25 protein-coding genes are annotated in these 18471 nt (G+C 69.0%); 4 read left to right on the top strand and 21 right to left on the bottom strand.

The window, feature by feature from the left end; genetic code table 11:
- Positions 1 to 21 precede the first annotated feature (21 nt).
- From BLS56_RS03390 to BLS56_RS03375, 4 genes are all read right to left on the bottom strand, one after another.
- The gene (locus tag BLS56_RS03390) at positions 22 to 1809 is read right to left on the bottom strand and encodes a terminase large subunit (RefSeq protein ID WP_228771311.1); all 1788 of its coding nucleotides are present in this window, start codon (positions 1807 to 1809) and stop codon (positions 22 to 24) included.
- Positions 1772 to 2227, bottom strand: coding sequence for a phage terminase small subunit P27 family (locus BLS56_RS03385; RefSeq protein WP_091448038.1), 456 nt, complete (start codon positions 2225 to 2227; stop codon positions 1772 to 1774). Before BLS56_RS03385 ends, BLS56_RS03390 begins: the two co-directional genes overlap by 38 nt.
- A gap of 162 nt (positions 2228 to 2389) precedes the next feature.
- Entirely contained in the window at positions 2390 to 2818 is a 429-nt protein-coding gene (locus BLS56_RS03380; RefSeq protein WP_091448037.1) for a hypothetical protein, read from the bottom strand.
- Positions 2802 to 3506: an adenine nucleotide alpha hydrolase family protein gene (locus BLS56_RS03375; RefSeq protein WP_228771310.1), complete on the bottom strand. Its 705-nt coding sequence runs from the start codon at positions 3504 to 3506 to the stop codon at positions 2802 to 2804. The genes BLS56_RS03380 and BLS56_RS03375 overlap by 17 nt, the downstream gene beginning before the upstream one ends.
- 61 nt (positions 3507 to 3567) lie before the next feature.
- On the opposite strand from BLS56_RS03375, the gene BLS56_RS03370 reads away from it, so the two are divergent.
- The gene (locus tag BLS56_RS03370; RefSeq protein WP_139190491.1) at positions 3568 to 3807 is read left to right on the top strand and encodes a hypothetical protein; all 240 of its coding nucleotides are present in this window, start codon (positions 3568 to 3570) and stop codon (positions 3805 to 3807) included.
- Between the two features lie 661 nt (positions 3808 to 4468).
- Here the strand turns inward: BLS56_RS03370 and BLS56_RS03360 are convergent.
- The 17 genes from BLS56_RS03360 to BLS56_RS03280 form a co-directional block, all read right to left on the bottom strand.
- Positions 4469 to 4747 carry a hypothetical protein gene (locus BLS56_RS03360; RefSeq protein ID WP_139190489.1) on the bottom strand — a complete coding sequence of 93 codons (279 nt, stop codon included), beginning with the start codon at positions 4745 to 4747 and terminating at the stop codon, positions 4469 to 4471.
- An 88-nt stretch (positions 4748 to 4835) separates the two neighbouring features.
- Entirely contained in the window at positions 4836 to 5957 is a 1122-nt protein-coding gene (locus tag BLS56_RS03355) for a DUF932 domain-containing protein (protein ID WP_139190488.1), read from the bottom strand.
- A gap of 331 nt (positions 5958 to 6288) precedes the next feature.
- Positions 6289 to 6543, bottom strand: coding sequence for a hypothetical protein (locus BLS56_RS03350; RefSeq protein WP_091448027.1), 255 nt, complete (start codon positions 6541 to 6543; stop codon positions 6289 to 6291).
- A complete protein-coding gene (locus BLS56_RS03345) occupies positions 6543 to 6809 on the bottom strand; it encodes a hypothetical protein (RefSeq protein WP_091448026.1) in 267 nt (88 codons plus the stop codon). The genes BLS56_RS03350 and BLS56_RS03345 overlap by 1 nt, the downstream gene beginning before the upstream one ends.
- Complete coding sequence (locus BLS56_RS03340) at positions 6806 to 7210, bottom strand: hypothetical protein (RefSeq protein ID WP_139190487.1); 405 nt, start codon at positions 7208 to 7210, stop codon at positions 6806 to 6808. Before BLS56_RS03340 ends, BLS56_RS03345 begins: the two co-directional genes overlap by 4 nt.
- Positions 7207 to 7650, bottom strand: coding sequence for a hypothetical protein (locus BLS56_RS03335; protein WP_139190486.1), 444 nt, complete (start codon positions 7648 to 7650; stop codon positions 7207 to 7209). The genes BLS56_RS03340 and BLS56_RS03335 overlap by 4 nt, the downstream gene beginning before the upstream one ends.
- Positions 7647 to 8078: a hypothetical protein gene (locus BLS56_RS03330; RefSeq protein WP_091448021.1), complete on the bottom strand. Its 432-nt coding sequence runs from the start codon at positions 8076 to 8078 to the stop codon at positions 7647 to 7649. Before BLS56_RS03330 ends, BLS56_RS03335 begins: the two co-directional genes overlap by 4 nt.
- Entirely contained in the window at positions 8075 to 8515 is a 441-nt protein-coding gene (locus BLS56_RS03325) for a hypothetical protein (RefSeq protein WP_091448020.1), read from the bottom strand. Before BLS56_RS03325 ends, BLS56_RS03330 begins: the two co-directional genes overlap by 4 nt.
- Positions 8512 to 9006: a hypothetical protein gene (locus tag BLS56_RS03320; RefSeq protein WP_139190485.1), complete on the bottom strand. Its 495-nt coding sequence runs from the start codon at positions 9004 to 9006 to the stop codon at positions 8512 to 8514. Before BLS56_RS03320 ends, BLS56_RS03325 begins: the two co-directional genes overlap by 4 nt.
- Before the next feature lie 472 nt (positions 9007 to 9478).
- On the bottom strand, positions 9479 to 10222 hold the full coding sequence (locus tag BLS56_RS03315; RefSeq protein ID WP_091448017.1) for a DUF7341 domain-containing protein: 744 nt from the start codon (positions 10220 to 10222) through the stop codon (positions 9479 to 9481).
- Positions 10219 to 10785 carry a zinc finger domain-containing protein gene (locus tag BLS56_RS03310; RefSeq protein ID WP_091448015.1) on the bottom strand — a complete coding sequence of 189 codons (567 nt, stop codon included), beginning with the start codon at positions 10783 to 10785 and terminating at the stop codon, positions 10219 to 10221. The genes BLS56_RS03315 and BLS56_RS03310 overlap by 4 nt, the downstream gene beginning before the upstream one ends.
- Entirely contained in the window at positions 10782 to 12014 is a 1233-nt protein-coding gene (locus tag BLS56_RS03305) for a hypothetical protein (protein WP_091448014.1), read from the bottom strand. Before BLS56_RS03305 ends, BLS56_RS03310 begins: the two co-directional genes overlap by 4 nt.
- Positions 12015 to 12137: 123 nt before the next feature.
- Positions 12138 to 12980: a hypothetical protein gene (locus BLS56_RS03300; protein ID WP_091448012.1), complete on the bottom strand. Its 843-nt coding sequence runs from the start codon at positions 12978 to 12980 to the stop codon at positions 12138 to 12140.
- Positions 12977 to 13861 (bottom strand): ParB/RepB/Spo0J family partition protein, encoded by an 885-nt coding sequence (locus BLS56_RS03295; RefSeq protein ID WP_139190484.1) that lies wholly within the window; start codon positions 13859 to 13861, stop codon positions 12977 to 12979. Before BLS56_RS03295 ends, BLS56_RS03300 begins: the two co-directional genes overlap by 4 nt.
- Before the next feature lie 49 nt (positions 13862 to 13910).
- Positions 13911 to 14177: a hypothetical protein gene (locus BLS56_RS03290; RefSeq protein WP_091448009.1), complete on the bottom strand. Its 267-nt coding sequence runs from the start codon at positions 14175 to 14177 to the stop codon at positions 13911 to 13913.
- Complete coding sequence (locus BLS56_RS03285) at positions 14174 to 14650, bottom strand: hypothetical protein (RefSeq protein WP_091448008.1); 477 nt, start codon at positions 14648 to 14650, stop codon at positions 14174 to 14176. Before BLS56_RS03285 ends, BLS56_RS03290 begins: the two co-directional genes overlap by 4 nt.
- Entirely contained in the window at positions 14650 to 14982 is a 333-nt protein-coding gene (locus BLS56_RS03280; protein WP_139190483.1) for a hypothetical protein, read from the bottom strand. Before BLS56_RS03280 ends, BLS56_RS03285 begins: the two co-directional genes overlap by 1 nt.
- 400 nt (positions 14983 to 15382) lie before the next feature.
- Between BLS56_RS03280 and BLS56_RS03275 the strand changes: the two genes are divergently transcribed.
- From BLS56_RS03275 to BLS56_RS03265, 3 genes are all read left to right on the top strand, one after another.
- Complete coding sequence (locus tag BLS56_RS03275) at positions 15383 to 15778, top strand: helix-turn-helix domain-containing protein (protein ID WP_175482642.1); 396 nt, start codon at positions 15383 to 15385, stop codon at positions 15776 to 15778.
- Positions 15779 to 15873: 95 nt separating this feature from the next.
- Positions 15874 to 16353, top strand: a complete 480-nt coding sequence (locus tag BLS56_RS03270; RefSeq protein WP_091448004.1) for a hypothetical protein — start codon at positions 15874 to 15876, stop codon at positions 16351 to 16353.
- Between the two features lie 125 nt (positions 16354 to 16478).
- Positions 16479 to 17678 carry a helix-turn-helix domain-containing protein gene (locus tag BLS56_RS03265; RefSeq protein WP_091448002.1) on the top strand — a complete coding sequence of 400 codons (1200 nt, stop codon included), beginning with the start codon at positions 16479 to 16481 and terminating at the stop codon, positions 17676 to 17678.
- Positions 17679 to 18471 lie beyond the last annotated feature (793 nt).

Here is an 18471-nt window from a genome sequence, read left to right as displayed (position 1 = left end):
CGACCTGCGGAAACGATCAGTTCAGCCCGTGACGACCATGCGCCCGGACTTGCGCGGCTTCTGCCCGCGCAGCCGCCACCCGCCGACCGCCATCGCGGCCGTGGGCACCGCATCGATCCTTTTGCCGGTCTTGCCGCGCTCCGGCTTGTCCGGGCGGATCAGGTCCGGCTCGCCCGGTGGGTGGCGGACCTCCACGGAGTCGAAGCAGTATTCGGCGACGGGGTTGCCGTGGTGTGACCAACCGCGTGATTTGGTCAGCGCCATCAACTCGGTCATGCCGTGGGTCATGCCCTTGTAGGTCTGCGCCACCGGGAACAGCGGCGCCCCGGTCCGGCGTTCGAGCCGCTGGCGAACAGGCTCGCCCGACCACTCGTCATAGGAGATGTCGGCGACCCGCAACAGACCGGTGTCGGCGGTGATCTCGTTCTCGATGACGTCGTAGTCGATGACCTCGCCCTCGGTGGCGGTGATCCAGCCCTGCTCGGCCCAACGGGACGCGCGGCCGTCCAGGTGCTGGTCCAGGAACTCGATACCGGTTTCCGGGAGCCAGAACCGCCAGAGCGCGGAGGGGTGGCCGTCGATGCCGTCCGGGACGATCAGGCACCACGCGGTCAGGTCCAGCTTGGACGCCAGGTCCAGCCCGCCCCACGCCGGACGGCCTGCGTGTTGTTCGCGGAGCTGGGCGGGGTGGTCGGTGGGGGTGCCGGTGCAGACGAGGTAGAGGTGCATCGGCATCCACCGGGTGGACTGCGCCACCCATTGGTTGAGCCGGAACTGGCGGAAGCTGTTTTCCTTGGCCGGGTCGTTGCGGGCTTCCAGGGCTTCTTCGCGCAGTGCGGCGAGGGAGAGGAAGTCGCCGAGGGCGGGGTTGGCGTAGTGCCAGTTGGTCTCGTCCCAGGGGTCGGCGTCTTCGGGGAGGTTGCGCAGGTAGACGAACCGGTGCGGCGCCCTGTCTGGATTGTCGGCGATCCGGGCGCATTCGTCGTGTTCGGCTTTGGCGAAGGACGTGGGGTCGTTGCCCGCGGTGGTGGCGGCGATGAGCAGGGGTTGCAGGCGGGTGCCCATGCCGGTGCGCATGGCGGTCCAGAAGTCGCCGTTGGGTTGGGTCAGGACCTCGTCGAAGATGACGCAGGAGGGGTTGGAGCCGAGGTTGCCCAGGGCGTCTGCGGGGACGACGGTGTAGACGGAGTTGGTTTTCTCGTCCACGATCCGCGCCGAGTGCTCGATGACCCGCAGCCGACGCCGCAGCACCGGGGACAAGCGGACCATGCGGGCGGCGACGTTGAACACGAGCTTGGCTTGGTCGGTGTCGCGGGCGCAGCCGTAGATCTCGGCGGATTCCACCCCGTCCCCGCAGAGCATGTAGAGGGCGACGAACGCCAAGAGTTCGGATTTGCCGTTCTTGCGGGCGATCTCGATCCACGCGATCCGGAACCGGCGCACATAGCAGTGGGCTTCGTCGTCCCAGCGGACCTCGCCGAACAGCGGGCGGACGATGTCCTCGCGTTGCCAGGGGGCGAGGATGAACGGCAGCCGCGCCCACCGGTCCTTGGTGTGGACACAGACTTCCTCGGCGAACGCCTGCGCATGATCCGCGCGAGGCGCGCAGAAGTGTTCACCGCGTTTGCGGCAGGTGCGGTTGTCGAAGACCCGGCCGCACACCGGCAGCCGCGCCCCGTGCTTGTCCTTGGTGGTTGTGCGGGGCGTCGCGGTGCGGGTGCGCGGCCGGGCCGTCGCGGTGGTGCGGGCGCCGCTCACGCGGCGGCGGTTGTTAGCTGAGGAGTCGGTTTGCGCGGTCGTGGTCGCCATCGGCCACCTCGACCTTGATCGCCTGCCGATCGCTCGGGGTCAGGCCGAAGCGGGCGGCGAAGGTCAGGAACGTGCGCTCGGCGTCGGCTTGGACCTGCAACGCGGGGTTCTTCATCAGTCCGGACCCGCCTTGGACCAGCAGTGCGGAGCCGTTGACGAGCTGGGTCGCGGCCCGGTAGCGGGCCAACGCCTCACACAGCACGAGGAAGGCGTCGGTGTCCCATGGGGTGAGCACGCGGCGTTCGATCAGGCCGGGGGCCAGCCGTGCCCAGATGGCGCGGGCGGCGTCGCTTGCCCAGTCGGGGCAGGTGATGTCCTGCATGGGTGGGGCGGGCTCGTGGGTGTTGATCCGGTCGGGCCGGTCACCGTGCAGGACGCGCAGAGCGGTCGGCTTGGCGGCCGGGCCTCGCTTGCCCATCGTCGCCTCCTTCCTGGTGCCCGGTGACCGGCGTCGAGTGGTTGCCCGGGGTTAGCGCTGTTGGGGGCTGCCACCGCTGTTGCCGCCCCGGAAGCTGGCGGCGCGGCGGGACAGGGCGCGGCGCACGCCCGCTGCGGCGGCGGCGAGTCTGGCACGCATGGGTCACTCCTTTCCGTCGTCGTCCTTGGTGGGCATGGGGATGTCGAGGGTGTGGGCGACGGCGTAGCCGTCGAGGTATTTGTCGCCGAGGGCGAACAGGCGGGCCGCGCGGAGGAAGGCTTCCTTGTCCTCACGGGATTTGAAGCACACGGCGAACCAGTATTCGGAGTCGGTGGCCAGCCGGAACCGGTCGTCCTCGCGTTTGGTGCGTTCCCGGAAGCCCTTGGCGAGGGCGTCCAGTTCGGCGGTGGAGTCGGTCTCCAGGTCTCCGGTGTACTCGACGTCGGCCAACGGGTCGGGCTCGGGCTCGGCGTTGAGTTGGGCGAGCAGGTCGTCTTGGGAGGTCGGTCCGGTGAGCGCCGCGCTGGCTTGCAGTTGGGACAGCAGGTCGCTGTTCGGGTCGCTGCCTGCGGGGTCAGGGGGTGAGGTCACGGCGGAACATCTCCAGGTCGGCGAGCGGGAACCACTCCAGCAGCCGCGCGTAGTCGTCGGGGGCGTGGTCCATCAACGGTTTGATGAACCGGTAGTCGAGGCCGTCGAAGCTGCGGCCGAACCACTGGTAGTCCGGAGGCAGCGGGCAGCGGTGCCGCGCGAGGGCGGCGCGGACGTCGGCGATGCGCCAGTCCCACACGATCGAGACCCGCCGCAGGTGCTCGCGCGACGGGCCGTGGGTGACCATCGCCATCCGCCGATGCGGGGAGTCCGCCGCGCGCACCCCGTCGGCGTTCCACGCCTGCGGCAGGTCGAAGTCCTCGCGGACGAGTTGGGCCATGTCCTCGTAGTTGGGAACCGGGAGCTGCGCGGCCTCGATGATCGCGCACCTGTGCGGGGGCTGGAAGACGAAGTTGTTCAGCCACCGATACAGCGTCGGATGCGGAAGGTTCACGATCCGGGTGTCGAAGAAGTCCTCGTAGAACTTCAGGCCCTCGTCGACGAACCGCATACCCGGCACCAGGTACAGGTGATACGGCACCACCGTGATCCCGGCCTCGCGCATCGCCAGCCACGCCGCCAGGCTGTCCTTGCCCCGGGAGAACCCGAGCAGAACCGGTTTCCCCTCCGCCGCGAGCTGTTCCCGGATCTGCTGTGACGGGGTGATCCCGTCAATGGTGATCGGCACGGGCACCTCCCTTCGTGGTGGTGACCGGGTTACCGGCTGGGAACGTAGTTACCATCGGGTGGTGACCGATCCGATCGCCGCGCGTGACGCGGAGCTGGCCGGGGTGTTCGAGCGCTTGGAGCAGGCCGCCGAGCAGGAGGCCGCGTGGCGGGACGAGAAGGAATCCCTTGTCCGGCAGGCGAAAGCTCTCGGTGCCTCGCATCGGGCCATCGGCGGGCGGATCGAGATGAGCCACACCGGGGTGGGCAAGCTGATCACCAGGACCACCCCGGCCGCCGATGGTTCGGGTGACGTGGGTTGAGCCGTCCCGGAAACCTGACCAGGCGGAAACAAGCCTCAGTGGCTTGTGCCCTGCGGGCGGGTGCGGGGGTGTCCCCCCTGGGGGCGGCTGTGCGGGTGCCTGCGGCCGGACCGGTCCGGCCGGGGTGATCCGGTGGCCTGCCGGTGGGAGGGGCGGCAGGCGGTCAACGGGGGCGGTCATGGTGTGTTCCACCCCCCGGTTGTGCGGTGGTCGGTGGCGGTGGCACGGGCATGGCAGCGGGCACACAGCCCCCGCCCCCGCACCGGGTCGTCGGGGTCCAGCCCTGCGGCCACAAGCTGTCTGCGGGTGAGCGGCCAGTGATCGGCCACGGTGGACAGACGGCCACAAGGGCGGCCCGGGTGGTGTGCACAGTCGGGCAGGTCGCAGCGACAGCACGGGTCCCGGGTGAGCACGGCGGGGCGGAAGCGGGAGCGGTGCGCGGCGCTGTAGCCGCGCTCGGCCGAGGTTCCCCCGGCGCGGCGCGCGCGGGTGCGGCACCCGGGGCAGCGTCCCCGGGTGCCGGTGAGGTTCGGGCAGCCCGGACGAGAACACGGGCGCAGGGCGCGGGCAGGCACGCGGGTCACCAGCCTCTGTGTGGGCTTGCGGGGGAACAGGCCTCAGCCCCCACCCGGGCGGGTGGGGGCTGAGGGGGCGGTGCTCACTACTCGGTGGTCCAGTCCCGGGGGAGGTGGTTGCACTGGCAGTTGATCCAGTAGTCCAGCCCTGCCAGCAGGGCCAACACCCGGCCGGTTTCCTGTGGCTGCCCATGCCGGACATGTTCCCGGATCACGGTCAAAGTCCGGTCCGGGTCGGTCACCGGGACCATCAGCCACTCTTCCCAGTGCGGTTCCGGGAAATCAAACCCGGGGGCGGTCCACTGGGACGGCAGGTGGTCTCCACGGGTCAGCCCCTCATCCAGCCCGGTGACCAACTCTGCCAACCGGTCAAAGTCTCTCAGGCTTCCGTTCCCGGTATACCAGCTTTCCACCATGCCCCTGATCAGTGCCCATGTGGTTGTCGGGTCCATGTCAGGCCACCTGCAAGAGCTTGAAAGCCTTCTGCTTCCGCTCGGGGGCATCCTTGCCCAGCAATGCCCTTTCAGCCCGGATGCGGGCGGAGTCCTCACCCCCGCCGATGATCGCGGCGTGGTGGTCGATGTACTCCACAATGGTCTGGTACCCGGCCCAGTGGGTTCCGGTCTTGCCCTTGATGATGTTCGCGTTCGTGTCCCCTCGGAACAGCTTCTTGAGGGTGCCCATGAGCGCGTCGTCGCGCTCTTTCACGACCGGTGGGGCTTCCCCGGCGGGCTGGGGCCAGATTTCCCGGCAGACCTTCTCGAACTCCCGGATGGTCAACTGCTCTTTGAGCATCTTCTCCGCCTCGTCGGCGAAGGCATCCCGGTAGTCGAAGCTGAGTTTCAGCGCCTCGCGGGCCTCCAAGATCCGGGCCGGGGCATTCGGGGAGTGCCGGACGGCCCAGCGGCTTTTGTGGTTGCCCAGGGCGGCGGCTTGGGTGTTGGCACACACCACCCGGACCGGGGTGATCAGGAACTCGGAGGACTTCCCGGGCTGGAAGTAGTTGAATCCGGCCAGGTGCAGTTCCACCGCGTCCACCCCGCCCACGAGGATTCCTTCGGGCATCCGGGCGGTGACAAAGGTGTCCAGCCCATCACGGAGTGACCCGGCAGTGTCCACAATGGCCCCGGACTCATCCAGGATCGCCTGGAGTGTTTCGGCCATGGTCTCGTTCTGGATCGGGGTGTACTCCAGACCACCCACGGACAGGGTTTCCCGCTTGCCGGTGAACGGGTTTGTCCTCACCACGGCCCGGTGATGAGGGACCATCACGGGGTTCACACAGTCGTCCTTGGTGACGGTGCGGGTGTCGTCCAGGCCCTCGTGGTCGCCCACCGAGCACATGTCGTCGTGCTGGCTGTCCAGCACGGCGGAGCACTCCACACAGATGGTCCCGGTGGGCAGGGCCATGAGCGGTTCCATGGACACATTCCAGTTGTCCAGGCGGGCCAGCTTCAGAGCTTCGGTGGTGGTCATCGGGCCGGGGGCCACGGTCCCCAACCGGTGCCATGCCGGAGTGTTGGCGGACACAAAAGCGGCAGTGCCATCCTGCCCAATCTCAATCAAATGAGCCATTACAGAGCCTTTCAGGGGGGTTTCTGCCCCTACCCGGATCGGGCGGGGCGGTTCTCTTGGCACCCCCAACATTACCGGGTCGGCGGCCCTTGTCCAGCACTTTCGGGCATCTCCGGAATGGGATCACACGAATAGAGTATCGACCCATGGCGCGCATTCTCGCGTATTCGCGAGCAATTCTTTGACCTGCGGAAATGGGAAGTCGTGGGAATGGGTGAGGGCTCGGCGGTGCACCGCCGAGCCCTCACGTGCCTTATGGCTCAATTTGCCAAGAGAACCTGAAAGGCGTGGTCCATCCTGCCGGACAGGCCGGGATCTTGTCGAGCGGACCTCATCCGTCCCAGCCCTGGTGATCGCTGATCTCCAACAGAGTCGCCATGGCGTCGGGGTCGGCGATCAGGTCGGCCGGGGGCATCGCGGCCAGGCGGAGCATGTCCGCTTCGAGGCGTTCGCGCACCTGGTCGGTGCCGGGCTCGCGGTAGCGGGGCGGGTCTGCGAAGCCGAACAGCCGCCGGTACAGCTCGACCCGCGCGGCCTCGACCGCGGCTTCGTCGCTGGCGCCGGGGTCCTGCTCCGGACGTGGCATCACGGCCTGCCCGTCTGCCCGGTCAGGGCGCGGTGGCGGTCGGAGTCGACCGGCACCAGCTCGGGGCCGGAGACCGCCTCGCCCTTGTGCGGGTGGCACCAGGGCTCGGCGTGCTCGGTGTCGAGGATGACGCCCAGGCTGCCGCAGGCGGGGTCGGTGCAGGTGGCGCACCCGGGGCACAGCCGCGCGCCGAGCTGGTCACTGGCGTGGACCGCGACCACGGCCGCCGGGGTGTCGGGGTGGTTGACGCACATGGTCGCGGTCATCGTGGTCCTCGGGGGTAGTGGGGAAGCGGGTAGCGCGCGGCTTGCTCGGTGGCGGCGGTGAGGACGTAGGCGGGCAGGTCGGTGAGCCCTTCCGACAGCGCCCGGTACACCCGGTGCCACCCGTCGATGAGCACGTGCACGCTTCCCTGACCGATTGGGAGGGGAGCGATCAGCAGCGGAAGGGACAGGTCTCGGGTCATCGCGTGGTCGGGGTCGATCCGCACCAGACCGCCGAGGAACACCCCGAGGTCGCCGATCCCGACGTGTGGGTGCGGTTCGGCGGCGGTGGGGTCGGCTGCGATCAGCTCCTGGGCGAGGGTGACGCACCAGCGATCCGTTCCGAAGGTGAACACATGGCACCCGATGTGCGTGGCCGGGTGCGGTGTGGATGGCCCGGTCATGGTTGCTCTCCGATCGGGCGTATGGGGCCGGTGATGTTGGCGCGCAGGCGGCGGTAGAGCCGCCCCAGGTGTGTCCTGGTGGCCTCGTTGATCTCGGTGCCGTGGCGGCGGTGGTGGGTCGCGGCGGCGCGGTTGATCAGGTTCGTCCACCGGTTGGCCCCGATCAGCAGCGCGCACGCCGAGCAGGCGGCCCAATTGCCCAGGCTCATGTAACGATCGAGGCCGGGAACCGTGAAGTCCCGGGCGGGCACGACGAACTCGGCGGTGTCGAGGCAGAAGTCGCACTTGCCGCGCCAGTCGGGTGGGGCCTGCACCGGCACCGGGTCGTGGTCGACCGGGCCTGCGGCCAGGGTGTGTTGGTAGGACGCCCCCTGGTCGTCGGTGTGGCGGTCCAGGGCGGTGTCGCAGGTCCGGCAGATGATCACGGGTGGTGTGGTCACCGGTCCTCCACGGTCTCGATGCTGTACACCCCGGGCGGGAAACCCGTGGTGTCGCGGGTGTGGGCGTCGGTCTCGAACCAGACCTCGACCGGGAACACCGGCCGGTCGTCGTGGCGGGGCAGGACGGCGGTGACGGCGTGCTCGATCACCCGCCACAGGGCCAGGGCCGCCCGGGTCAGCCGGTGCGCCGGGAACGGCGGCGGCCCCTCGGGAACCGGGGCGGCGGGGCCGAACAGGAACTCGTCGCCGAGCGCGGCCACCGCGACCGCGAGCTGGGTGCCGTCGATGGCGAGGACCTTGATCTGGGCGTGGGCGGGGATCGAGCCGAAGGACTGCTCCAGGGCCAGCAGCGCGTAGACCTGGTGGGCGGCCTGGATCAGGGGTGGGGGCTGCCCGTCCCCGCCGAAGGCCGTGGTCGGGGGCGTCATGACAGGTACCCCCCGTCGGGGTGGATGCCCTCGTCCGGGTGGGTGCGCAGGGCGTGTTCGGCCTGGGCCTCGGTGAGCAACTGGACCTCGAACTGAAAGGCCAGTTCGCCCTTGTCGTCGCCGGGGATATGGAAGGCGACGTTGTCGCAGATTTCGTTCCAGTACCAGCGTGCCGCCGGGGAGAGGTCGGAGAGCCCCACGGGCTCGTCCAGGGCGAACTCCGGGGTGGCAGGTCCCCGTAGCAGCGCGGCGTCGGCCAGACCGGCGACGGTGACGATGAACGCCACGTCGTCTTTCGGGGGCTGCACGAGGTGCACGCGGAAGGTCATTTCCGGCGGGAAATCGCCCATCGAGCGCAGGGCGACCAGGTTGGCGAACGCCCACTGCGCGCAGTCGAGGACCACCGGGTCCCCGGCGGTGTCATGGGTGTGGGTCACAGCAGGCTCCCGGCGAGCCAGGAGCGCAGCCGGGCCAGGCGGCGCTGGATCGGGTGGCGCAGGTGGTAGCGGCGGACGCTGACCCGCCCCGGTCGGGGGCTGTGGCGCTCGAACTGCCGTAGCAGGACCACGTTGGGACCTGCGAAGCGCGGCACGCCGTCGCGCTGCTCGTTGTAGGCGTCGATCCAGCTCACGATCCGGTCGACCATCCGGTCCGCCCCGGTCGGGGTGTCGTCGAGGTCGCCCTCGGGCAGGCCGTGGGCTTGGACGTCGATGATCCAGGGGGCGTCGATCCGGTAGCGGTAGACCGTGGCGGAGACCACCAGCCCGAACTGCTCGTGCAGCTCGGTCACCAGGTGCCGGGCGAGTTCCGGCACACTCCAGTGCTCGGTCTCACCGGCCCGGGACCCGACACGGTCGCCGACCCCGGGGCCATCGGTGCGGCGGACTTGAGGCGGAATGCCTCTGTGCCTGCCCAATATCCTTGACATGAGGAAACACCCTCCACAGATGATGCGGAATCCCCCACGGCCCACACGGGCCTGTTTTTCGGGGGCTTGCCCATTCATCATCCGGCGGCATTTCCGGATAAAGCAATCATTATTAAAGCAACAAAGGTCACCGGCGCTATTCGAGCAATTCGCATCATTTTCACAACCGGCAATACGGTGAATTGGAGGGAATCGGCGGAATTGTTTCGGGTCGAGGACAGGGGGCGTGTGCGGGCGGCGGCGGGGCGGGATCGCTCGCGGCCGTCATCGGTGGGCACGGCGGGACCGGGCGTCCGGTCGCGTCCGCCGCCGCCCGCACACAAGGGGGCGGCCCGCCGCGCAAGGGGGAGTGCGCAGGCGGGCCGCCGTGAGGGTGGGCCTTGGGGTTTCTCGGCTGGCGTTTGGGTACAGCTCCGCCGAGCCGCCCCAGTATGGCAGGGACGGTGTGGCTGGTCAACCGATGATCGGGTGTTTATTCGCAGTCGAGGTGCAGCGTCTCCTGGTGTTGGGTGTGGAGGATGCGGCCGAGCTGCGCCCAGACATCGAGGCCCCAGGTGGTGGCGCAGGCTCCGCAGACGGCTTCGACGCGGTCGGTGTCGATGGACAGGGCGGGTTGGCGGACCCAGTCGGACTCCACATCGGACCAGACGTGGACGGTGGTCTCGGCGCAGACGGGGCAGGCGTGTCCGCGCAGCCGGTAGCGGGGTTCGGGTTCGATGACGGCGCGGGCCGCGGTGACCCACCGCTGGGTCTCGGTGGCGGCGTGGTGGAGGTAGTCGGGGTCGTGGTGCTGCCAGTGCTCTGCGTGCGAGGCCCAGAGTCGGACCTGTGTGGACAGTGCCGTTTTGGGGGCGGGTCCGAACAGGTCGTGGCCCAGGGCGGCCAGGGCGTGGCGCATGGTGGTGCCGATCTCGGCGACGACGGCCAGCGCGTTCATCGACGCGGGCGGGCGGGAACCGGACGCGGTGCCGCCCGTTCGTTCGCTGCCGGGTCGGGTGGCAGCGGCGAGTTGGTCGAGCAGGCATGGCACGAGGCCGCGTTCGCCTGTGCCGTCGTCGCGGGTGATGGTCTGGACTCCGGGGGCGGTGAGCTGGTCGACGGCGGCGTCGAACATCAGCCGCGCCGCCACCGGGTCCACCACGGGCCGGTCGTCGCCGCCGTAGTCCTGGTCGCCGTGGTCGAGGTGGTGGTCGTGGTTGCGGAGGGTGCGGGTCATCGGGTCGTCTCCACGGTTGGCGCTGCTGCGGGACGGGTGGGTGGGGCGGCGGCCAGCCGCGAGGGGTGCATCCGGGTCGCCCGGTCGCGGTGCTCGCGCCGTCCGGCCCGGTCCCGGGTCAGCGGCGAGCACACCTCGCCGGGTCGGGCCTTGCAGAACGGGCACGGCACACGACGGGCGGCGGCATGGTCGGGGTTGCGTTGCCAGCCCATGGCCGCGTAGACGGCGGCGATGCCCCGGGCACCAGCGGCCATCGCGGCGGCCCGCTCCCGGCGGTCCCGGCGGCGGATCGGCACGACCGGGGCCAAGCTGCCGGTTGCGGCCGGGGCGGCGCGGGCGGCGGCGATGCGCCGGACGACGTCGTCGGGGGTGATGCGGCCGTGGTGGTGGGCTTGGAGCGCGGTCAGCGCGGCGTGGCATTCCCCGGCGCTGTGCCCGGCCAGTTCCCGCAACCAGGTGCTTACCTGGGCGTCGGTCGGTGGAGTGAGTCCGGTGACCCGGTAGTGGGCCAGCAGCGCCCGCACCTCGGTGCGGGTCAGCGGTGGCAGAGGCTCGCGGCTCATGCCCGAGCCCGCGCCAACTCGCCCCGGCCGTCGAACGCCATGGTCGCGGCCAGGGCGTGGGCCAGGACCGCGTCGAGGGTGTCGGGGTCGGCATGGGCGGGCAGCTCGCGCACAGCCAGCCCGACCGGGGAACGGTCGTCCTCGGCGATCGCGTCGGCCCGTATCCGCTCGATGCCCTCGGCCGCCGCGACGGCTCGCGCCCGCTGCTCGGGTGCGGCGCCCACGACCGCGGCCCGCTGGTGTTCGGCCACCAGCTCGGGCAGCCACGACACCGGAAGCCGCTTGCAGGACCAGGCGCGCAGTCCGGCGGCGATGACCGCGGGCTCGACGCCCTCGGCGAGCAGGCCGATCACCTCGCCGCGCAGCCGGTCCCGCACGCGGCGAGGCTGGGCCGGGGTGTGGACGGTGACCAGCCGCTCGGCCTCGACCCGGCGACTCTGCCGCGCCGAGACGGGCTCGGCGTCGGCCTGGCGCTCATCGGGCACCGGGGCCGCCTCGCGCGAGTGCGCGCTCACGCGGGTGCGCGCGGGGACACCCCCTTGATCTTCCAACGTAAGACGGGGTTCTCCAGTCTCCCGCTCCCTACTCCCTTCTCCCAGGTCCATCGCCGAAGGGTTCGGCGAAGGGTTCCCGGAAGGGGTCGGCGAAGGGGTGCGAGCAGGCTCGATTGCCCGCGGAACCTCGGGAATCTCGGCGGGGGCGTCGGGCGTGGTGGTGGTCGGTGGGCAGGTGCGGCGGGGGCGGGTGTCGAACGCGGCCTTGACGCCGGCGGGCAGCGTCGCGGCAGTGGTTCCGAGTTCGCGGGCGGCCACGGCCGGGGCGGGTCCGGTGATCTCGGCCGGGAGGCGCAGCAGTTCGGCCGCCAGCGCCGCGCGCAGGATCGGGGACTCGATCTCGAAGGCCACTCGCAGGGCGGCGCGCAGCATGTTGGGTTGCCGCCACAGCTCGTCGCGGCGGATGAACGAGCGGACCAGGAGTTCTTCGGTGTCGTGGTCGATGACGACGAACCGGGCGGCGTCCAGCTCGCCCAGGGCGGCGCGGACGCCTTCCACGCCGAGGTCGGGGTGTGCTCTGGCCCAGCGTTTCGGGGTGAGGCTGTGCACCCCGGCGTAGGAGAGCTTGTCTTGGGAGCACAGGTGCAGGTAGAGCAGCTTCGCCGGGGTGGACAGGACACGGAAGTCCTCGTCGGTCCAGATGCTCAGGTACAGGCGGGCGTGATCACGCGCCACGGGAGAACCCCCATTCATATGGTGTGCGGGCGACAAGGCCCGAGAAAGTCGTTGGTGTGCGGGCGATGCGCGCCCGGAAAGAGGCCGCCCGCGTGCGCGGGCGGCCACGTGCAGCACAGTGGGTCAGATGGGGTCGGGGATGGCGACGGTGCCGCTGCGGCTGATGGAGAGCAGCTTGTGGACCGTGGTCCCTTGCCGCCAGTGGTTCCAGGCGCGGATCACCAGGGAGAGCTGTTCCTCCACGCTGATCCGCCGCGCCGCCCCGTAGTGGCCCGAGAGGCGTCGGTGCAGGGTCAGGATCGGGTTTCCCTCGGTGAGGCCGACCAACTGCCCCAGGGAGGTGAAGAACTCATAGGCCGCGTCCGGGTCGAGCCGGGAGAACAGCCAGAAGCAGTAGTCGCCCACCCTGGGGGTCAACCGGAGGCCGCGGACGGTGGAGCCCATCAGCTCGACCGCTTCGGCGAGGTCGGGGTTGTCCCGGACGAACTGCTGGACCTCGGCGTTGGTGTACCCGCCGCCGCCCAGGGGGTGGTTGTCGCGGCGGGACAGCGCCAACCGGGCTGCGGCGGCGACCCGACCGACGTTGCGCATTCCGGACAACTGCAAGGCGTCCCCGGCGCTGCGTTTGCGCCCGGAGTCCATGACGTCCTGGGCGTCGCGGCGCAGGCCGAACACCACGAACGTGGACACCGTGACCCCGGCGCGGACGATCGCGGCCAACCGGTGCTGCCCGTCGAGCAGCGTCCCATCGGCGGCGAACTTGATCGCCTCGCCGCTGGTGCGCCACCGACCGGCGCCCATGTCCCGGGCATAGGCCGCGACCGCGGAGTGGCGCAGCGACCGGTTGTGGGTGTTGGTCTCGGCCAACCACGCCTTCGCCATCTCCGGAGTGACCGCCATCAACTCGGCCTTCGGCCTGCTCGCGCGGGCGGGAGTGCTCATGGTCTTGTTCCTGTTCGTGGTCATGGTGTCCGGTTCTCCTTGATCGCGGTCAGCACATCGGCGGCGCGGTTGAGCGCCCACCCGCAGGTCTCGGTCACCCGAACCCGGTTGTCCGCCCACCGGTCATCACCCACCAGCCGCTCCCACCGCCGGATCGCCGCGTCCAACGCCTGCGCCGCCTTCACCGCGTCCTCGGTCAACGGCCGCCGACGCCCCTGCGCACGGGGGGCAGTGGGTTCTGCTGTGGGTGACGCCCGATGTGGGATCTGGTCATCGCGGACGGGCGGGCGTGGACTTGCCTTGGCCTCGTTGGCCGCCGCGACGAACGCGTCCTGCTCGGTCGGGGGCAACTCGGCCGCGACCCGGGCGGCCGTGGTCACCGGCACCGTGCCCGACTCCACTGCGGCCTGGAGGGATTCGGTGCCGTGCTTGACGACCTGGCGTGCGCGTGAGACCTGCCGCAGCGACACGTTGAGCAGGTCCGCGGCTTCTTCCCGACTCGGCGGGCGGTCAAAAGATGTGCCATCGGGCACATCTTTTGGATCGCGAGCAGGTCCCCGCTCGCCTCTGGCCCGCTCGGCGATCTTGGCGGCGATGACGGCCCGCTGGTTGTCGGTGAGGTGGCGGCGGTGCAGGTTGGTGGAGACCACGTAGCGCCACGGTTCCCCGGTGAACACCACGTAGTCGGGTTGCACACCGGCTTCGGCGCAGGCCCGATACCGGTTGCGCCCGTCCACGATCCGGCCGTCCGCATCGCGCACGATCGGCTCGGTCAACCCGTGCTCGGCGATATCGCGGACCAGCTCGGCGAATGCGGCGCCCGCCATCAACGGAAACAGCTCCGCCGCAGGATGAACCGGAACCTCGGCAGGCCACACCGGCAGCGTCGCCATCGGCGCGCTCATCGACACCCCACAAGCCGCCGCCCGGGCCGGTGGTGATCAGGGGTTCTTCTCATGAATGGCGTCCTCCTGTGTGGACGGAAGCGGAAACGGTCGCCGCGTCCGGGTGGCGTGCCCGCAGGCGCAGCCGCTCCCGGATGCGGGCGGTGGTGTAGGTCGACAGCCGCAACACGGCGGCGATCTCGGCATCGGTGCGGCGCTGGGAATACAAGGCAGCCACGGCCAGCTCACGCGCGGCCGTGGACAGTTCCTCCCCGAGGACTTCGCCCCGCACCGCCCGCCACGCCGCACGCGCGTCGGCCTGGGTGTATCCGGTCACGGCGCGGGAACCTCCACATCGGACCGGATACGCGGCGGTTCGCGTAGCGGGGTGAGGTTGAGCGCGTAAACCGGTTGCAGCTTGTTCTGGTTGCGCCCGTGGGCATCGGTGCTGCGCACGTACCGGCCGGTGGCGACCAGCACCCCGGCCGCGAGCAGACGACGCACCGTCGCCCCGATCACCGCAGGCCGCACCCACGGCGGCAACAACGGCCGCCACCGGTTCGCGGTGGTCTCCCGGAACGGGTCGGTCATCGCGTCGCCCACGATCGCGGTCACCACCGTGCGCACGTGCTCGGCGTTGCGCGGGTCCCCCGCGATCAACGCGGCGACGTTCGCCACCGCGTCCGGGTACTCCAATGGCAGCGGCACCAACCGCTGGGCCACCCCGACCGCCGCCTCCACCATCCCGGCAGCAACAGCCGGGACCACCCGGGCGACGGCCCGCCCGGTGGGTGAGGTGCGCGCGGCCATCAGTCCAGCAACCGCAGCGTGCGGACCTCGGTGACGTCCTCGCACTCTTTGACCACGTCCGGGAACCGGGCCACCAACAGCTTGTGCGAGACGCCAACCCGCGCGGTCTTCTTGTAGGTCAGAACCGGTTTCCCGTCGATGACGCCGATCTCGGCGTCACCGAGCGCGGCCTTCACGACCGTCTCGAACGTCCTACGCAACTCGGCGAGCTGCCGCTGCTTCACGACGGTCTCGCGCAGGCACGCGAGCACCGGGGCCAGATGATCCAACGCGGCGGACGCGGCGCCGCCCTCGTCAGCGGGGACAGGGGCACTGCAAGCACAAGGGGACATGGGAACGCCGCCTCCCAGCGGCACATGACAACCAACAGGTAATCGAAGAACTCGTCAGAAATCCGGCCGGGAGGCGCACTCGCAACACCCGGCCCCCCGGATAACAGCGTCAGCCACACCGACAGCAGCGCGGCCCGCTCACCCACCAGGCGACCACGCGGTAATCGCCACCCCATGCGCACGCGTCCTCCCTTCGCGCGGAGGAACCAGCCCTCCCCGGGCCGTCCCTACCGCCACCACAACAAACCAAGGCAAACCGTTGTCCGGCCGCCAAGCCAACGTAGAACTTTGGCTTGACTTGGCACACTGTGAGGTCCGTCACCGCAGGTGGTGTTGATGGGCGGGGGTTTCCCCCATGGGTGGGTTGCGTTGCTTGGTGTGGTTTGGCCAAACTCGATCTATGAGGCACACCGAGGAAGCTCGGCCGGACTGGCCTGTCGGCCCGTACCTGCGCGCCGCCAGGCTCGCGGCAGGCTTGGATTTCGAGAAAGCGGGAGAGGCCGCCGACGTCAGCCACACCACCATTCGGCAGGTCGAGCGCGGCTGGGTCATACGCAAGGGCGTCAAGGTCCCGATCGCCACCACGAAATCCACCGTCGAGGCGATCGCCAAAGCTGTCGGTGCCGACCAAGCCGAAGCGGTGCGCCTGCTGGGCCTCACCGACGCCCGCGCCGCGCGCCCCCGCCGCCGAGGGTCCGCGGTCCCCCCGGACGTGCTCGCCGAGATACCCGACCACGTCCTCATCGCCGAGTTGGCGCGCAGGCTGGACACCCGCCGCGCCACCGACCAATCATGATCGTCGCAGGTCATGACGCATACGACATGGCCCGCTACGCCAAACGGGTGCTATACACAGGGGGTCATGGGACGAGCACATGAGTTGGAGAGACTGTGACGAAGTACGACCCGGCAGAGCGCGACTTCACCGGCGCGGACTGCCTGCTCTGCACCTCCGCCGACGGTGAGCCACTACACCTGTGGTTCCGCGTCGAGAACCACGGCGGCGTGCGGACCTGGCTCGAAGAAAGCGCACTCGCCCCGGTGATCTTCACCCCCGCCGAGGCCAGACAAATCCTGACCGGCTGGAAGACCATCCAACGCCACATCCGCCGAGGCACCCACACCGACCAGGAAATCTGCGTCACCCCCCTGGACGAGGACACCGGCGAGGAAACCGCGGTCGTCTTCGGAGTCCAAGACGGCCACATGACCTACTGGCGAACCGGCGAACCACCAGAACGCATCATGCTCGGCCCCACCGTCGTCACCCAACTCATCACCGCATGGGAAAAAGTCTGCGACAAAGCCGAACGAACCGCCGCCCACCCAGACGACGACCCGCCACAAGCATCCCCCCACCCAGCTAGTTGATCTTCTGTCGGCAAGTCACGTCGGTGTCGTGAGCAGAGTGCTCAACCCCATCCGCAGGAGCGGCGCCGGTCTGCCAGTCTTGAGTACAGGACAGGGGCCGTACTGATGATGGAGCAGGTGCCGTCGTGGAGCATGAAGACTCGACCGGCCGCCGTATCCGGGAGATCCGGTTGTGGCGTGGTCTCGCTTTGCGCACTGTTGCTGAACTTGCCGGGATCTCATTCAGCAATCTCGGAAAGATCGAGCGTGGCGAGCGCCCAGTGAACAACCGGCTCGTACTCGAAGCTCTGGCCACGGCTCTGCGCGTGACCCCTTCGGAGTTGACTGGGCGCCCCTGGACGTTGGCCTCGGCGGCCCAAAATCAGCCGCAAGCTGCTCTTGTCGAGGTAGAGGCCGCTCTCACCGAGTGGTGGCCTGGAGAAGCACCCGACGGCGCTGCGGCACGCGCTTGGCCAGAAGTGCTCGCGGACCTACGGTTGCTCATCGGCAAGCTGCGCCCGTCGTCCGACTACGCAGGCCAAGGTGAGCTTCTACCTCGTTTGCTGCGCGATCTGTTGATCTACGCCGCCAGTGACCAGCACCGGACCGTTGCCCTTCGAGGACTGATGGGGGCTTACCACGCGGCAGCCAACGTGGCCGCACGGCTCGGTGTTCAACAGCTTGCCTATATCGGCGCGGAGCGCGTCTCCCAGGTCGCACAACTCCTGGACGAACCCGAATGGCTGGGTGTTGCCGCATGGACTCGCGCGCATTTCATCTCTTCGATCTCCCGCGACCGGCAGTACAGGTTGGCTGTCGCCGCAGCGGAGTTGCCCGATGCGCGTCTGGAGAGCCGGGGTATGAGCCACCTGACCGCCGCGCTTGCCGCTGCTGCACGGGGTGACACCTCGACCGCACACACGCACCTGGACGAAGCTGCGCGCATGGCCGAGTTGCTCGATCTCGATAACTCGTCGTGGGGCGACGGCACTATGAACTTCGGTCGGGCCAACGTTGGAATCTGGCGTGTGGCGATCGGCGTCGAGGCTGGCGACGGGGCCAAGGTCGCCGAGGACGCGGACAAGGTGCCCTGGCAGGCAATCACCATATCGCGCCAAGGCGCGTATTGGATGGAACTCGGTCGTGCCCTGCTTGGCGAACGCAAGACCAGGGACAGAGGCTTGGCCGCGTTGCTGAAAGCCGAGGAACTGACTCCCCAGCAAGTGCAGAACAACCTCTTCGTTCGTGAGTCAATCGCAAGCCTGCTGAGGCAGGCCCGGCGAGACGCAGGTGGCCAAGAGCTGCGTCGCCTCGCCTGGCGAATGGGTGTTGCCCCAAACGGGTGATCTGGCGTCGCTGTGTCCTCCAGGACACAAACCGCAGGAAGTCGCCCGTAACGTCGTACTCCTACAAGAGAGGGAGACGGGGTGCATCAAAGGTGCGCATTCGACGTGTCAACGGGGCCGACTTTGGTCAGCCCGATTGTCAGAAGTGGCATTTTAGGTACTTCGGTACGACCGGGTTCATGAAATGACCCCCGGAATAACCGTATGTTCTTCGATCGCGGAAGCATCCCTTTCTTGTTGAGCGGCCCGGTGGTCGGGAAATCTCTACGTGGTCCTGACCATCGGGTATCCAACCCAGCCGCCGACCAGATGACCCCCTGGCGCGGAGGCCGGGCGCGGACACGTCACCCACGTGTCCGCGTAGCCGGGTCCGACTCGTGCGCGACGATGGTCCCCCCCACCTGTCGAACGGGTCGGACCCGGTGTCAATAACAGGATGCAATGCCGGTTTGAGTCACAGACACGTGCGGAAGGCGCAAGATGACGCAGATTTCAGAACAGGTAAAGCGTCTGCGTGAGATCGGATTCCGTGCACTTCCGATCCCGAGTCCGGTTTGTCAAATCAGCGGCATCCATCTTCACCGATTCACAAGCGATAGCCGACACATCGACGTCGTGTTAATTCTTACTGACGCCTATACCGTTGCGGCAAGGTTGCCGAACGACTTCGACCCTACCGTCTCCGTTGCTGGCGCGGGAGCGATTTGGACGCAGCACGGTAACCTGACTGATGTTGTGGACGAGTTGCTACAGCGATACTACGTCGACGACCTAGCATCGACGCAGTCTAGTT

This window comes from Actinokineospora iranica (genome assembly GCF_900101685.1).
Taxonomy (GTDB): Bacteria; Actinomycetota; Actinomycetes; order Mycobacteriales; family Pseudonocardiaceae; genus Actinokineospora; species Actinokineospora iranica.
The sequence above is the reverse complement of the archived record's forward strand: the minus strand, read 5'-3'. Positions and strand labels throughout refer to the sequence as shown.